The organism is Ekhidna sp., from assembly GCF_039940915.1.
GTDB lineage: Bacteria > Bacteroidota > Bacteroidia > Cytophagales > Cyclobacteriaceae > Ekhidna.
The window spans coordinates 1,327,979-1,345,423 of record NZ_JBDVFO010000002.1; the positions used below are offsets into that span (position 1 = coordinate 1,327,979).

Annotated in this window: 9 protein-coding genes; all 9 read right to left on the reverse strand. The window is 40.8% G+C overall.

The genetic code is table 11. The features are described from left to right. Positions 1 to 5: 5 nt before the first annotated feature. Genes ABJF57_RS10895 through ABJF57_RS10935 form a run of 9 tightly spaced genes read right to left on the reverse strand, consistent with a single transcriptional unit; the run spans position 6 to position 17,445 of the window. Positions 6 to 1,106, reverse strand: coding sequence for a hypothetical protein (locus tag ABJF57_RS10895; RefSeq protein ID WP_462228922.1), 1,101 nt, complete (start codon positions 1,104 to 1,106; stop codon positions 6 to 8). A 6-nt stretch (positions 1,107 to 1,112) separates the two neighbouring features. Then, positions 1,113 to 2,048, reverse strand: coding sequence for a hypothetical protein (locus ABJF57_RS10900; protein ID WP_462235924.1), 936 nt, complete (start codon positions 2,046 to 2,048; stop codon positions 1,113 to 1,115). A 22-nt stretch (positions 2,049 to 2,070) separates the two neighbouring features. After that, the gene (locus ABJF57_RS10905; RefSeq protein ID WP_462228926.1) at positions 2,071 to 2,913 is read right to left on the reverse strand and encodes a hypothetical protein; all 843 of its coding nucleotides are present in this window, start codon (positions 2,911 to 2,913) and stop codon (positions 2,071 to 2,073) included. A gap of 21 nt (positions 2,914 to 2,934) precedes the next feature. Next, positions 2,935 to 5,781, reverse strand: coding sequence for a hypothetical protein (locus ABJF57_RS10910; protein WP_462228928.1), 2,847 nt, complete (start codon positions 5,779 to 5,781; stop codon positions 2,935 to 2,937). A gap of 42 nt (positions 5,782 to 5,823) precedes the next feature. Beyond that, a complete protein-coding gene (locus ABJF57_RS10915) occupies positions 5,824 to 7,158 on the reverse strand; it encodes an ATP-binding protein (protein WP_462228929.1) in 1,335 nt (444 codons plus the stop codon). Beyond that, on the reverse strand, positions 7,155 to 10,403 hold the full coding sequence (locus ABJF57_RS10920) for a contractile injection system tape measure protein (RefSeq protein ID WP_462228931.1): 3,249 nt from the start codon (positions 10,401 to 10,403) through the stop codon (positions 7,155 to 7,157). Before ABJF57_RS10920 ends, ABJF57_RS10915 begins: the two co-directional genes overlap by 4 nt. Then, complete coding sequence (locus ABJF57_RS10925; RefSeq protein ID WP_462228933.1) at positions 10,400 to 13,024, reverse strand: hypothetical protein; 2,625 nt, start codon at positions 13,022 to 13,024, stop codon at positions 10,400 to 10,402. The genes ABJF57_RS10920 and ABJF57_RS10925 overlap by 4 nt, the downstream gene beginning before the upstream one ends. Further along, a complete protein-coding gene (locus ABJF57_RS10930) occupies positions 13,021 to 17,019 on the reverse strand; it encodes a hypothetical protein (protein WP_462228935.1) in 3,999 nt (1,332 codons plus the stop codon). Before ABJF57_RS10930 ends, ABJF57_RS10925 begins: the two co-directional genes overlap by 4 nt. Continuing rightward, positions 17,020 to 17,445, reverse strand: coding sequence for a GPW/gp25 family protein (locus ABJF57_RS10935; RefSeq protein ID WP_462228937.1), 426 nt, complete (start codon positions 17,443 to 17,445; stop codon positions 17,020 to 17,022).

The following is a 17,445-nucleotide window of genomic DNA, read 5'->3' on the forward strand; positions in this document are numbered from 1 at the left end:
AATTATTATGCATCTTCTTCCTCACTGTCCGTATCATGCCCACGTGCGTCTCGAACACTCTCTTGTCCCTGCACATATGTTTCATGTGGTAGTCGAAACCTATCTTCATTGCCCGCTATCCATTCATTCACATATCGATTTACAATGCCAGTAACATTGTCTTTTGTTATTAATAATCTCACTCTCTCGGGAACAACTCTGCGCGATATTATAGGCAAAGCAAAGCGTTCGATGGATAAACTGGCTGCTTTGGTTGTCCAGAGCTGGCCTGTATGATCGTAAAGTGCATGAGCTCTGCCTTTTAGTTGGAAATTGATTCTGCAGGCGCCGCAGGGACTTCTTAGTCCGCCATAAATTGCATTTGGATCTCGAATATGGTCATCGATTCGTGTTTCGGCATGCTGATTTTGAACACCTGTGCTCACAATCTGAATATTAAAGTTGTCTCTGAGTGCGGCTATTTCTGCAATGGCTTTGCGACTGTGTCTTTCTAATCGAGTATTTCCTAAACCGTCAAATGTTTGTGCTCTGTCCCTAATTCCATCCCAATTGTCAATCAAATCTCTTTCATGGGCGTTGGCTGAAACGTAAACGGTTCCCTGTGTCCTCGCTTCATTCGAAAAAGTAATTGCTGCCTGGACTTCCACAAAATTCTCCATATTGCCTTCAGCAAGTACTGTACTTAAATGCCTCATCATTGCTTGATAAGGATTCCTGGCATGAGGAGCTACTCTTTCTAGTCTGCCCGTATGAAGAATATTGTTTGTTTCCTGACCTCTTTGCCTTAAATCGCCTCTATCGTGTTGTGGGTTCATTTCAACCATTTTCCTCCAAACTTTTGATTCAAGAGATCGTCTAATCGCTGATTCTATCCTTGGCTTTGAGAGGATTTTGACAATAATATTTTCTTGTCTACGGAAAGGATCTCTTACTCTCCTGCCGCCTACTTTTCTGGCTGGGCGTGGCAATTTACCCCGTGCTAGTTGAGCTACATAAGGAGCTACTGAAACCTGTTTTAGTGAATCATTTTTTGCTTTTAATTGTCCAACAGCGACACCCCTAATAGTCGACTTTTCATCATTGCCTATTTTCAAGGGATATTTCATAACCCTTTAATTCCCACTCAAAAACACCTCCACATCTTCCAAACCCATGGGTCTCCATTCGAAGAACTCCCCTGCATTGGAAGGATTGATCTCGATGCTGGGCACTAGGTTGTGCAGATTTTGTTCGATAATCTCTGCGATATACTTTTCAAGATCCTTGTTTTCCGTATACTTTAACTTCTTCATGATTTCATCTTTGGCCTTTAAGGAAAGGGACATTTTAAGAGCTCTGAAGGCAATGGGGCCTCCTTTTTCTCTTATCTTCAGTTGACTAAGACCCTCTGTTTTTTCAATACCTAACGGAATTTCTGAGGACGTTACATCCATGATATCTCCATTATAGAAATTGTCCAATGACATAATAAGCTTTGCATCTGCTCGCTTACTGATACCCATTGAAAAATTAGGAAGAATGGCCACCTCCGTGATAAAGTACACCTCACTATAGTTAAAAAATTGGGTTGCCAGTATTCGGATGATTCGCTTATGCAGTTTATGAAAATCTAAAACCTTCTTAATACTTGCCTCTTTGGCACTGAAAAAGAAATTGGATTCATTTTCAAAATGCGTGATGTACTGATTCACATCGGGCGGCTGCAACTTACTCTTATGTGGTTTCAACATCTTGTTGCTCACATAATCGGATGCGCAACCTTCCATCATCCTCCATGTCCAGGCATTTGCAGGAAACGTTCCAGTATTTTTGCTGCTTTTCTTATCGGGAACTGCCGCTGGGACAAACACCTCTAAAGGTTCTTCATCGTAAGATTTTTCAGCATTGAGAATATCTACCGGAATATGTCCCACCACACTTAGCTTGTTAGGTTTTAGGATAAAGAAATCCCCAACATCTACATGCTGACCAATGGGCCAATTGAGCATGAACCCATTGGTCTGTAGAAACATTTTCCGATACAGATGTTCAAACGTTTTTAATTCCATCACAAACTAGGCTTTTAAAAGTTTAGCTTCCTGCTGCCGCTTCTGCTGCATTAAGTGCTGCTTCAGCATTTGCCAGATCAGCAGCTGCTCTTGTCATCTCATTTTTAGCCTGAATGGTAGCCTGAGTTACTTCATCTAATGCAGATTGAGCTTCCTTCTCTAAACTTCTTGCTTCCTTATAATTCGACTTAGCGGTATCTTCAATGGTATCAGCATCACCTTGCTCAATGTTTTGCAACGAGCTGACCAATACCTGCAATAGATACTCTATTTCAACCTGCACGATTCCAGCTGTATTTTTTGCTTGATTACTTGCAGATAAGGCATTGAATGTAGAAGTCAAGGTATTGATGATCAGTGAGATTGCTTTATTGGCATCTGTCGCTGCCTGCGATGCATCTGTTACCAACTGTGATGATATCAATGGATTGGAAAATTTCCGATTCATGATAAACTCAGCGGTGAGCGTTATCTGCGTGGCAGCCTCTAACGTAGCTTCTACGACTTTCTGCACCTGAGACAACAGGCTCTTGGTGTCGGCATAGGTATCGTCGGCAGTGGCTGTTGCGACCGAAGCAGTCTGGCTCAGCGATTTTGCTTTCTGACTTGCATCTACGGCCAGGTTGTCCTGCATCGTGGCAACGCTAAGTTTGTTTTCAGATTTAGCAAGTAATTGCTCAAACAACTCTGATTTAGCCTGAAAAGATTCGTAGCCTGCCTCTGCCTGGGCAAGCTGCTTTTTTGCATCTTCTACCAGTCTTTTGAGTTGTTCAATTCGGGAGGTTTTTTCAGCAGTTACATCTTCAAATACTTTTTTGTATTCCGGTTTTGATGGTGCTGAGGAAATTGGATGTATCGTACTCATATCTATAATGTTTTAATGATTCTATTGTGTTTTGTAAATGATTGATTGTTCTTCTGAATAATCCGAATGGGTGTTTTTATACTCTTTGGCATCTTGTATATATGCGGATGCCAAAGCGGATAGTACTACTGCTTTGTAGCTAATTCGAGGTGTCTCTAGCAACTCATTTTTCATACCCTTAGGGTCGTATTTTTTCACTAGCTTCTTAAATTCATCCGCTCTATCTTTTGCATTTTCAATATTGATGAGATTCAAAAATTCAGCAAGTGCCTGACTCATGAAACTTGATTGATTTTGAAACAATGGCTCTCCGTAATTGTCCGTTGCGTCATTGCCAATTTCAGTGTACATCAATACAAGTGGTAACGGCTCTTCTTCGGGCTTAAATCTTTCTTCAGGAATAATTACTTTAGGTAGTTTACCTTCCTTCAGAAGCTCTTCAATTTTATCGATTTCATCCTTGAGATTGAGATAGTCGAGGATATCATCGAGTAGGTCTTCAAATTTTTCTTCAAACTCTACGATTTCACTATTTACATAATTGGTTCTTATCAACTTGATGATGTTCCGATACATTTCCATGTCATATTTCGTGGCTATCATTTCATTGATAAGCTTTGAAATCTTAGAAGTAGACACGTCCTCTTGCTTCTCTCTGGCTACTTCTATTTGACGATCCAGGTCATTCAGCCTGTCTTCCTCTTTGGTGAGGTTGTTCTTGGCATTCCTTAGATTATCCTCAGCAACTTTCAGCGCTGCTTCAATCTCGGCTTTTCCATCATCTGATTTTGGCGTTTTTTCATTCAAAGCCTGGGCATCTTCCAATGCATTCTCTTGTTCAACCAATACAGACTGTGCTGTTTCTACTTTGGCCAGTTGCTTCGTGTAACTACCCCTGAGTTTTGTTACCGCATCCGGCTCATCGTTTAGAATCATCTGGGATAAGTTGAATTTGGCTATCTCATGAGAAATCCAACTTTCTGCCCACTTGATACCTGCCGTTTCAGTATCCCATTTTATCGGCTCTGCAACATAGTAATTTGCTGCTGTCACAGTCATCATCAGATCAGTATCAAAAATGAAATCATTGATCTTTTTTCTACTCATCTCGGCTTCCTCTGTCTTGGCTTTTTGGTACTGTTTTTTAGCCGCTTTTGTAACTCCATCCTGCGTATCTTTCAACTCCTTCATTGCATCCCTTTCGCTCTGCGCCTGACCTTGTTGCTTAATCAACTCTTTGAGATCGACATTTGGATCTGGGTTTGCCTTTTGCTCCTCTATTTGATTGCTTAGACTCATAAACCTGAGCCTTAACTCATTGTATCTTGCCGTGTACTGAATCAGCTTATTATTCTCAGCATTGTAGTGATATTCTGCTGCTTCCAGTTCATTGATGGCTTTTTCAATCTGCTTATTGATTTTTTCAGCCTCAACATTCTTAGCTTCTACCGCCATAATCCTGTATTCCAATCTTTTAGGCTCGTATTGCTCGATTGGCAATTGGAAAGACACGGCCAGATTTCGGGAATTGAAATACGGATTAAATACGTTTACTTTTTCGGGAACATATAACATTTCCTGAAGTGTCAGCCTTTCTGATGGCTGGGACAGGTCTCCTACAGTACTGTCTATGCTATGCTGATAATTGTTTTTGTAAACAACATAAACATATGCTACATAGGGAGTTCCTTTATCAATAGGCTTCCCTTTGTAATCAACGGCAAGGTGATGTACTACATTGTTGAATAAAACAAGCGCATCCTTATCCGTATCGACAATGCGCCAGGTGTTTCCTTCTTCCTTTACAACCTCCAGGTGATGACTTGGAATGGCATGCTGTTTTGCATCCAGTAAATAGAACGTATGGGCGTAGGTTCTTTTTTTATCATTGCCGTGTTTTGATGGAGCAAATTGATAATAGGTACCTGGCTCCAGATCCTTGGCTATATTGATATCAAAAGCTTCAGCATCGTCATATTTTGCAACAATCAGGCGATAGTCTTTGATTTTATCTTCATTATCATAGCTATCGAAGCTTATCGTAAATGAATCCCCTGCTGGAATCGCTGAAACCAGAGAAGACTCATTTTTACCCTCTTTCACCTGCGGATCTATCATTGTAAGGTTGTGATTAGATACCTTATTGATTTGACCTCTGGTCGTTTTGATGGCCATGTCTTGCCTTTTGGTAACATCAAATTTTGCTGAAGCTAGTTTTTCGTTCTTTCTTGCAGTGGTGAGGTTTTCGCTATCAGTGACTGTAAGCTCCTGTAAATTGCTGTAGTTTGAAGCGGTAGATGAATGAAGGTTTTTAATCGCATCTAAGCTCGCATCAGCATTGGTCACCACAGTACTTGCTGTGGCTTGTGCTGCCTCAATGGTTGCTTGCATAGAAACCAGACTTACCTCTTCAGCTTTTTTAGCAGCATCTTGTATCAGGTCATTGGCCTTGCTGGTATGCTTCAATATTTTGCTTTCATTCGCTGTATTTTTTGCTACAGATTTTAAGGCTGCAACATCACTTGCCAATTTTGTAATGGCATTGGCAGCAATCTGCATATTTGCTGCAGCTGTGGATACATTGCTCGTAGTACTACTCGAATCCTGCAGTGATTGCTTTGACGCCAAGACCACATTTTCAGTCAGGTTGGTAGCTTTTACGGTCTTATCATTGAGCGCTTCTGCGGACAAGCTATCCTCTTTGGTAGAGATGAAGCTATTTTCCGTTTTTTCGGTTTGTCCATGACTATAGTACAACGACACCTTCGAAGCACTTTTTTTATGGTCCAGCTTATACTGTTCTTTGATGAACTCCTTGTTGGAGTTTTTAATTGAACTACTCAGTTCTTTGTTGTATGCATTGCTCATAATATTACTTTTTTATCGTTCATCAATTTTTTAATTAGTGTTTTATATGGTTTTTCCATCTTTCTGAAATTCTTTCTTTATTCCTTGAATGAGGTCGTCTTTTCCAATCTTGGTTGATCCTTTTCTCACTGCTTTTATCGCACCGTACCGAAAGACATTTATGGCAGCACCACCGGATATTTCATAATCCTGCGCGAGTGATTGCATGTTTATTTCCGGATCCAGTTCCAATGGGCCTTCGAAAATTTTCGACCAGAGGACTTCCCTATTTTTAGCATCAGGCATTCCAAAGAATACCGTGGATTGAAACCGTCTGGAAAAGGCTTCATCAATGTTTGATTTGAGGTTGGAAGCCAGAATGACGACTCCTGGAAAATCTTCTACTCGCTGCAAGAGATAAGAAACCTCCTGATTGGCAAAGCGGTCGTTGGAGCTGGAAGTCTGTGTGCGCTTTCCAAATAGGGCATCAGCTTCATCAAAAAAGAGAATCCACTTCTTATTTTCTGCCAGGTCAAATATTCTGGATAGGTTTTTCTCCGTTTCTCCTATGTATTTGGAGACGATGGAAGACAAATCCACTCGATAAACATCCCTTCCCGTGGTTTTACCTAGTAGGCATGCAGTCAGTGTTTTACCTGTTCCCGGAGGCCCATAAAAGAGGCATTTGTATCCAGGTTTCACTTTGCTGCCTAGATCGAGATCATTCATAAGTAATTCCTCATTGTCTATCCAGCATTTAATCTGATCGATATCATCACGGATGGAGGCATCTATGACCAGGTCACTCCATGACAAATGCGTGGAAATTTTGCTGGCAGGAAAAGTATCTGTGCGCTCTTGACTTAATTCACTATTGAATAGAAAGTGCTGGATGTAACTCTCAGGCATGAAAATCGGACTGGATAAGGGTGGCTCATCCATGCCACTGCTACCCACGTTAATTGCCCCTTCGCGCAGAAACAGGTGGTCTGAACTTAGCAGACGGTAGACGTCAATTCTTTTTTGCACACTGCCGCATGCTATGAGAAAGGCTGCTGTTTCTCCAGTAGGTAAAAAACCACCATGGAACTTGCCCAAATAGCCTCCAAATTCTGTGAATCCTCTATCAAAGGTGACATTCTTGGTAAAGAAGATATCCAAGAGATGTGGTTGCACATGTGGCGCAAGCGCAAGCATGAGCAGTAAGCGCTCATCGGCATTCAGGTTGTTGCTTGTTACAAATTGTGCATAGCTGGCGTCTTCGTTTTCAAATGAAGGAGGAAAAATATCTTTTCGCTCTTGTTGCTCAAAGTAGGACTGAAACCTTGACTCAAGCACTGAAGCAAACCATTTCAGTTCATTTTCTATTGTTATGATATGGTGTGAGTGCGCATTCATCTCCATTCTACGATTAATGGTTTTTCCATCCAACTGAGCTTGATCGGTGAGAGCGTAAATGGCAGCCGATCTAAAAGCATGTCATAGGAGTTTTGCTCTACCTTGAGCTCCCAGCACTCTTCCTTATTTTCCAGCTTTCCTTTTCTCCAGAGCCACGATCCCTGAAATCCCTCTATGGTGCTGTGCCCTATGGCAGACCAGTAACCTATCACCGCATCAATAAGTCCATGAATCACCTCGCGATCTTTTCGGTTGATTTGAATATCCGTACGAATGGGGTGACCAACATCTAACCCACACAGTATCTTATTGAGTGGCAAATGGTGTTCATTTAACGGTGGTTCATCCAGCATGAGGTATTGCAGCAGCAGCACAGCCATTTCCTGCTTATTGGAGGATAAGAACTTCCCATTTTCCAGTAGCGACAATCGCTCAAAAAGGATGGAGAAGTAAGAAGACAATATGACCAGGCCTGCATTTTCAATGTATATCTCGTCATAAACCACATCAGCAGTCTCATCAAAATATGGAATGATGGTCGACTCTTTTTCTAAGGATTGGCCGAAATATTCTTCGATAATGAGTTTGGACAACACCTTTTCATCCATCTGAAAGTTGCTATCGTCTACGTGATAGAGCTGAGCTTCCAGATTGGTGATGACCTCATCTACATTCCCTTTTGCCGGTAGGCTAATCATAGAGATATTCTTAGAAAGCACAGGAATGACCTGGGTGTAGATAGCTGGAGATGAGTCCTTGATGAGCTGCACAAAGTCGTCAGTAAAGCTGCCCGGACTAAATGTCTGCTCAGATAATCTATAAAGTGCAAGCGATCTTGTGATATTCAAGAAGCGATTGATCGATTGAGATCCTTCGTTCAATTGAATTTCTAGTTTTCTCAATATGGTGATCACCTGCTTTCCACCGGTACCATTGAGCATAGAAAGCAATGCGTAAAAGGTGGAAATTGGTATTTCTCTGCCAATTCCAAGAAATGATTGCCCCCATGCGCTAAGAGCGCATAGTTTTTCCTTGAGCAAGCCTGGATGTGCTTTCATCAATTGTCTTAGAACTTCGTCGGCAGAACGAAATCCGAGTAACTCCAACTCTTCCCTGTTCACTATGCCGTTGATCGCGGAGAGTACAATAGCCAGCTGTTTTTCCAGGTATTGATTTTCGGATTTTCCTAACTGTGCATCAACCTCTATTGATAAATGCTCTTTAGCACCTGATTGAATACCGAGCTTGTTTGCGATGGTCACAACTTCATCTTTCCAGTCTCGAATCATCGTTTGATCGGAAAGCTGAATCAGTGCTTTTAGTAACAGGTTGAAATCAACACCAAATTCACTGGAAATACGCATGAGTGCGTTTTCTGTATTTGTTCCATTTGGTGTGAATGCACCATACATCCATTTCAGTGTCAGTGACCTCAACGCTAGAACCAGCGCTTTTTGATGCAAATGTTGAGAAGGAGGTATTTCCTCGATGGATCGAAATAGTTGCTCCCAGTCTTTCTTTTTATTTATAAAGGCTGGTTGAAGCTGATGGAAGAGATTAGCGTCTAAAATTTCAGAAAAATTCTCTATAAACTTCTTTTTATCTAGCCTTTGTTTAATGAATGAATCAAATGCTTTATGATCTTCCTTTGCAAAGAATTTCAAGACATCCTGAATCGATAGGTAGCCTTCTTTTTCTAAAAGTGGATGAACCTGACCAGAAACGATGCTTTCTTCAATCCATGTGACATCTATCTCATTGATTCTTAGTGGTTTCATCCGAGTGCTTTGCTCACTCATCTCTGATAGGAGAAATTTTTCGAGGAATCTACCCGTTTGCGTACCACCAAGTTTGACATTGTCCAACTGGAGCCTTTCATAGACATGTTTTACAACCATTTGGTAATCACTACCCGACTGACTGGCTATTTTTTGAAGTAGATTTTTCAACAACCGCTGATGATTCAGCACATCATTCTTTGTTTCAGAAAGTGTTTGCACGAGGATGGAAGTGAGGTTATTCGCTGTTCCTCTTATCGAAGTGTCCAACACTAGCTCTCTGAAGAATTGATCGTATGCTACGAAGGCTTCATAGCTGTGGGGTTGCATTAGGGAGTAAAGGCTCATTGAACGTTGTTCACCAAGCAGGTTCACCATTTTATCGAGCTTGGACAAATCCTTTGCTACTTCATTTATCAACCGTATCAAATTTTCTGGCTCGCTAGCTGCCAGATCAACAAAAACTTCAGCAAATGAGGCATAAGTATCAACACTGGAAGGCCATTTTCCATTTTTCAAGTAATGGGAAAGATCTGAGGTTTTAAATCGTTTTGTATCCTCGTCCGTAGATTGGCTCTCAACATCTTTTTCCAGAGTGGCCACATCTAGTTTGAGCATTTCCTCCAATAGATGATGTAGATTATTCGATCGCGTATTTGCCACTTCCTGGTGTACAATTCGCAGGTGGCCAATCACCTCCTCATAGGAAAGGTTGAAATGACCTGCGATCTGCTTAAGTGTACTGATCAAAAAGGCCTTGGTATTGAAATAAGATCCCCTCTCCTCATACAAGTAATTGAAAATGAATAACCAAAAGCTTTTGGATAGTTGATTTGTGCTTTCTCCAAACAAACTATGCTTTCTTTCGGTGGTCATCCAGTTTTTGTGGTAATTCAGAATAAGCTGGCTTTGAGAAGGTTCAATCCTTTTTACCGTATTTTGTATAGCCTGTTCTTCCAGCTGATGAATCAAGCGTGTTCTGGATTGAACAGCTGGTAAAAGCTCGTTTAGCTCATTGATCAGTGCATTTCCATCAATTGCTGCAGCATGTTCATACATTTGGTTGAAAGACTCCCAATTGTTTTCATCATAATTCCAGGGCATGTATCCTTTGAGTAGGAAATGACGAATCATGAATAGAATACTCGCTGTAGAATTTTCTCCTTCCTCTTTGTCTGGCCCTTCAAACTCCAGCTTATTGAAGAGCGCATGCATTAGCGCTTCTTCATACCGCTCCATTAGAATCTTCTCGTATCCATCATAAGGAATATCACCCAAGTTGAGTTCAAGCTTATTGATGATTTTGAGTGTAGGTCCGTCGTATTCAGAAAGGCACTTTTCGGTGATTTCTACTAGCTCATTTCTGATGAAATCGCTAAACGACTTTTGAAACCTCAAGCTTTCGCTTTCATCATTGAAGGACACTTCAAAAACCTTACTCTTGATATGGTGCGCTGACGGCTTCATTCCGGCGTTGATCTTTTTTGAGATTGAAGAATGAGGTCGAGGAGAATCCCATTGGCCACACTTCCCATGTATGATTTCGATACGGAAGAACCAGCATTACCTTCTTGAATTGCTTTAAGATCCTCGAGCCATGTTTCCCTAACTGTGAGGAGGTCCTCCATCAGGTTGGCTGGTATGCGATGAAATGAAAAGTCCAGGTACACAGGCCCTTCCCTGAAACATTTGTTTTTAAACAATTCATGAAAAGCGGGGTCCCTCAGTTTGCTTACCCAGGATGGAAGAAAGATGGAAGAAGATGGTCTAAATACCGGATGATTTGAATGTAATTTTTCAACAGGAAATTTTCTGATTTTTCTACTGGTAGCAGATAGTCGGATATGTACATCATCTTCGATCCAAACGGTCTCGTATTTATTCGCGAGATGTATGGCGGTCTGCATGGTAAAATCCATTATTCGCTTGCCGCCACTTTTAAACTCCTGCACTTGCTCTTTCCTTATCACATTCCATTTGCACCCTTGCAGGTTAGTGATTAACAGCTGGTGATCGATCAGAACAAATCCTTTGGTCTCGTCGCAGAGCCGCTGAAGCACGTCTAAATGATAAAGTATCGTTTCATGCAGCGTATCTTTTATGAAAGGCATCCTGAGTATCTCCTCTTTTTGATACTTCACCACAATCATATGACCCTCTGCTGTCCGTTCAGGATAAATTTCCATATTCATCTCACTCTCAATTTTTTTGAGATTTTCTCGCACCAAATCGATAATTTCCTGATAGTATGCTGTGAGCTGGAAAAGAAGTTCCAGCCTTAGCTCTAAACCTGAGAAGAGGTTTAATTCTTTCGCTTCCTCCTGCTTTGATTGATTGAAATAAGACCTTCCAATGTTTTCACTATAAACTGGAAACTTCCTCAACAATGAGCTGATAATTTCCACCTTAGCCAGTGAATAATTTCCATAGTGTGGGTTTAAGATAGGAGCACATGATTCATCATATTTTTCTCCATGGCGCGACAGCAGATGCTCCATGATCTTACTCTTCCGATCGATATTCTTATCTACTTTGTTCTTATGATTTTCCAGGAACGACTCGTAGACATTGCTTTTATCTTTTTTGAAAAGCTCCCATGTTTTCTCAGGGTGCTCTCTGAGGTATTGATTGTCTCTCTTATAATTATCGAAAGCTTTTAAAATGAAACGAGCGCCTGGCGCTTTGTAAAGCCCTTGTGAGTAATACGTCTTACACAATCCTTTTCCAACTTTCACTCCTGAATCAAAGGAAAGTAATTCGCCCGCATGAGCTAATTGAGCCTGATGATCTGCTATCAGCTGCTCAAATAACATTAAATAAGCTTTTAGTTGCTTAATACGTCCTTTTTCCGAAGCTGAAACTCCTTCAAATGACCGATCCACATTCAGTCCAAACTGCTGAGAGAAAAGGTATTGGGGAGAGTGGTAGGACTTAATTTTGCGATGCTTTCCCTTTGGCAGTTCAGGTCCCAAGTCATTTGGAAAGACATTTCCACCAATTGCCTTCCTGTCCGCCAGCAGGTTATAATAGGTATTGACTTTTGCCTGATCCACCCTTCTGACCAATTGATCTCCATTGTAGAATTGAAGCTCTTTGGTGTTTTGGATGACTTCCGAAGCTCGGGTGTAATCAAAAAATGGAGAGGTCCCCGAAGGTATCGCTATTTTGCCGTTGGCTGACTTGACATTGAGCGCATCTATACCGAATGAAAATACATTAGATAGGTTTTCAACTTCTGTCAACGAAGACTTCAGCTCTTTCAAATCAAAACACCTTGTTAGAGGCTTAAGATCCTCATCCAGGATAAACCCATTGTCTAACCTCGGACCATTCAAGATTTGATCCACACTTTTTCCTTGTTCCTTAAGCTCTTCATAGGTATGGAAATGGATGTAAGCAGACCAAAAATCATTTAGCTGATAGTAGATATTGGCAATTTCACTTTCAATATCAATGCCGGAGTTGAAGTAGAATTTTCCTTTTACGTTCCAGCTTACAGGCGTTAGCATGATCGGCTTTAAAAACAGATCTCCCAGGTTTCTGTGCTGGTAGAGCAGGCCGTTGATGCCACGCCAAAGTTTTGTCAATTCTTCACTAAATGGATCAGTTGCTTTTCCAGAAGATGTTTGAAGATGCTTTTTGAGAAAGCTAATTTTTAGTTCATCACATAATTCATAATATGTCTGGAAGCTTCCTTGAAACAGCTTTTTTGAAGCAGGCTCAATCCAACAATTTTTTATGGCATCTGATCGATCAATCAGCAACCTTCTAAAGTCTGGCAGTGTGACGGGATTCGTGAAGAGTACTTCTCTTGCAGTGTATAATTTATCAGCTGTCTGAATCTTGCCATCCTTGCCAGAAAACAGATCTTCGATAGGAAAATCTGACTTGTATCCAAGGTCAAGCAAAGCAAAGCAGAGAATATCCAGAATCGTTCTTCCGGGATCTGAAGAATTATAGTTGGACCACTTTTCACCGCCTGATTCCTCGATTGCATCAATCGCCTCCCAAATCATGTTTTTGTAATTCACATGATTGGAAGAATCAATTGACTCTGCTATTGTATCGATATGTGAAACATCATTCATATAGCTACTTCTTCAAATTCAGGTTGTTGAAAATTTTCGGTGACATTCGCTGTAACATCTTCTATGTGATGTTTTTCTGCTGAGGCAAGTACACTCAAAGGGCTGGTTGGTAAAAGCTGATGTTCGTTGTACTCTCTGGTCACTCCATCTATATGAAAAGTTCCATATACACGCTTCTTTCCAATTTTGATTTTTAGGTTTTCGTAGGAGGTGATGTATGATCTTGATCCAATGAATTGCAAGAGGTCATTGACATAGAGTGCCTGATGTGAATATGCCAACTCATTGTCTTCTATCCAGGGAGATAAGTAATCTTTCAAATCTGCATTGAGCTCTTCTTTATAAGATCTCCCAGAAGTAGAATCCGAAAACACTGCTTCCAATGATACATGTATCTTATCAAACCGCATATGTTCTACTTCCAGACGCACGTGCGGAGATACCTTGTCTTGCAGTTGTAGTTTTACTTCATTTAGCAGATTGACTGAAGCGATTGGATGATACGGATCTAACTGTCCTCCTGTTAGTGCCTTAGGCAAAATAGCAATGCGAACATTGGGAGCCGCTTTTGATTTAGGCTTTGCCTGATGAACATTCACCTGATAGATTTGCTGAAAAGAATCCAAAACAATCGATTCTAAATAGGTGATAGAAACGCCTCTGTCTTTATTGAAAAGCCGTCTTGCGACACGATGATTAAATACTTCATCGTTTTCAGGATTTTCTCCGCCAAATGATGGAAAAGGTTGCACAACTTTTGTCACAGGAGGAATTGGCTCTGCAAACTTTGTGATTGCACCTGCCTTGAGGTTCGTCAAGGCATTATTGCTATTTCCACTATCAATGATTCGTCCCGCTGAAACGGCATTTGTCCCAATCATTCTCAATTTGCAGGTCTCCACGCTTTTAGCAGAGGCCGAAATTCTTAGCCAGTAGCTTTTCAAAGGCATGATTGGATTGGAGCTATCGGGTTGCTTAACTATAAATACGCGTAAAATTCCTGCCTTCTTTAAACCCAAAGTGGTGTCCGATAACAGGCGCACTTTTTCCCATTTTTGATTACCCAAGACCTCTACTGATATGCTTTCATCGCTCCCCGTAATCACCGTTTTCTTCAAGTCTTCAACAGCTAAAAAAATGGAAAGCGTAGCTCCTTTATCTAACTGAGAAAATCCAAGCAAAGCATATCCGTCCTTCTGGTATTGCGGAAGCAAATACTTTTCTTTGGCATCCATCTCTTCAATCCCAAAAGGATGAATTCTGAAGAGTTTGTTTTCTGAATCAGAACCGGGTACAATTTTGAGGCATGAGCAATAGTCAATGGTTACGCCTTTAATTTTTGGAACATAAGGCTTATTCGGCATTGGCTTAAAAGCTAGAACCTCTTTCTCTTTCTTCTTAAACCTTTTAAGAATGGTCTGAAATATTTTAGAAATCCAGCTCCAAATTGGACTTAGCTTTTTAAGAATTTTTTCATCAATCCATCCAAGAACGACCTTCATTTTTTTTAAAATCGGGCCAAGATTTTTTTGAAAAAATTTCACTATTCCCCCAAGAATTTTTCCTAACCATTTTTTCAATCCTGATTCGGTACGTTTTACTCGTGCATTTGCTGATGTGCTGTCCTGAACCATTTTATCAACAGTTTGAACTGAAGCCACCTTTGAATGAGGGGCTTTTACAATTTCTACTTTTACTGTTTTTCCTGTGGCCTTCTTTGCAGCTGTTATGGTATTCTGCAAGGTCACTTCTGAGACAATCTTCGGATAAAGGTTATGTCCAAACGTTTCCTCGGGTCCGCTCAACTCAAGGGAAACAAATCCTGACCTGCTCTTATCAGAATAGGCAAGCGGGTATTTGAGGGTATAGTCCGGCTTAACTGGGATATTGAAAGCATAATTAACTTCTGTAAGCGGACTTTTTGTTGCCTGCTTTTTTGTCAGTTCTTTGCTACTGCTTATAGGTTTGGAGGAACTGCAAGGAGGCCCACCACATGCAGAGCTAAACGACAATCCTTGATCGTTTCCGCTAAAAAGCCTTACATCTTCTTCCGCAGTTTCCCACCGACCCAAGTCAAAGTTTAGCCATGATAGTACACAGGTAAAACTTTTCTTAAAAAAAGTAGGTAGAGAAATGTGCTCAATTTGGTATTCATTGTAAGCGAAATAGTATTTCCAGAACTTTGGAAGGTTCAACCAGTTGACATTTACTTTGAGCAGCTTTGTATGCTTTATAAATGCTTCGTAGCAGCCGATAATTAGTTGAGACCCAGGGGTCGGATTTCCACCAAATGGTGCAGCCACACCAGTAGAAGCAGCCTTTCCTGTTCCGGTAATGAGGGAAAGAATACTTAGCTCTTTTGTCGTTGTTTTTATTTGATAAGAAGTAAAGGACAGTTTGCTGAATACAGCATATGGATTTAAGCCGTTTGAGTCCGCCTGATTTTTCAGGGTTAACACAACTATTGGCCATGAGGCGCTGTAACCCTTTCCATGCAATTTTTCATTGTAGTTAACAATCGCAGCACTGGACTTCTTAAGGCCAAATCGTATTCTAAGGCTTCCATTTACGACCTTAACTTCTTCATAGTCAGGAGCTATCCACCCTTTCGATCCTGTGATTTTCAGTTCTACAAGGTCATCCAACAATATTTTAGGCTTTTGGCAAAAATCATCAGACTTAGATCCATCATTCAAAAATTTGATTTCAACCCCACGCTTGCCCCCTTCTAGAAATAACTCCGGTGAGGAGACAGCAAATCCAATCTTAGAATCAACAGCGGTCGCATTTCCTGTCGATGCATCCCCGAACATATTGAATGACTCGTATACTCCAGTTTCTTTACTTATTACTGGCTGATCAAATCCTTTCAAACTAAAGGTCTTAAATACTTCTTTTGAATGTTTTGATTGATCTAGAATGAGTGTGCGGTAATCAGCAATCACCGAAGGGGTGACCTGCAGGTTATTTGCGGTCTCGAATAAAATAGGCTTCCCGCTGGTATCGGTTCCACCCATAAGAGGAGTCGATTTAGGAACCATTATGGCGTTCTCGCCTTTGCCCAGCTTCATCAAAAGAAACACATCATCCCCTATTGCTCCTCTTTTTTCAAATTGTAATGCATCCTTGTAGTAGAAATTTAAATGCCTTGGCAAGATTTGATTGATGGCCTCTTGCTGAAAACTATAGGCCTTCAAAAAACCAAGAATAAGAGCAATGTGAGGTTCCGTATTTTTGGTATTCAAGCTTTTTGAAAAGGCAATTTTGGCTTCTCTCGAGATTGCTTTTTCATGGTTATGTAGGTTCTTTACTGCTTCTCTTAAGCCATTCAGGAATCGTTCATGGTTCTCAAAATCGAACATTTCCACCTTCGATTTAGCAATGTTTGGAAAAGGATTGAAGTTCCAGAGGACATCTAAATCTTGGAATTTCTTAAACTCATTGTCTACTTTCTCCTTATCATCTAATAGTCCGGCTTGTACTGAGAAATAGTAAAAAGCATAGAGATCTCTAAGGCCAAAACTGAGCTTTCTCCAGATAAGCTCTTTTAGATATGTATGAAAGTCCGTATCTACATGAAGCCTGGTAAAAGTCTTATACCAATCATTGATTTTAAAAATGGGTTTGAAGGCCTGATGAAAAAGCTCCCATAAGGTCACTGACAAATCTTTGGATTGCTTGTGATTTTTCCTGCTTGCAACTTTCTCTATGGAGTTGATGAAATCAAGTACAATCCTGTAGTCGTTTTCATCATATGATTCGCTGATGAGTGCTAGCAAGGAGGTCAAGTCAGTCTGAAAAAAACTGCTCCAGTCCCCATCTCTATGACCGTTTTCGTTGTAATACCAGAATTGTTTTGAAAGCTCAGCCATAAAACTCAGCAATTCCTGAGTGGATCGGTCATCAATCTTGATCGATGATGGATCTAGGTATTGGCTGCTGAGCGTGCGTTGACTTGCAGCGAATAACCGGACGATATGGTTATTGTCCTGCATCTAGATATCAAGGTTTGAGCCTTCGTTTATATAGAAAGGATATACAAAATTGTGTCTGGAGTTGATCTTTCGGATGGTGTAACTCACATGTATGGCTATGAACCCGTCCTGTTGACTGGATGAATCGATGATAATATCATCTACTAAAATTCGGGGTTCGAATAGCTTGATAGCTGTAGTTAATGATTCCTTTACCTCAACTTCAAGCATGATGTCCTGCGAACTAAAAATGAGATCCTTTAGACGTGTCCCATACTGATTGTCGGATATTCTTTCACCAGCATGTGTTGAGAAGAGTGTTTTCAGATTTTCATTGATGTTCTCCACATCCTTGGTCATATGAACTTGATTGGCCCCCTTAAAAAACCTGGGCGGGTTACTCCATCCAATACCTATCAATGCTTCGCTTTCGTTTTTAATTATCAT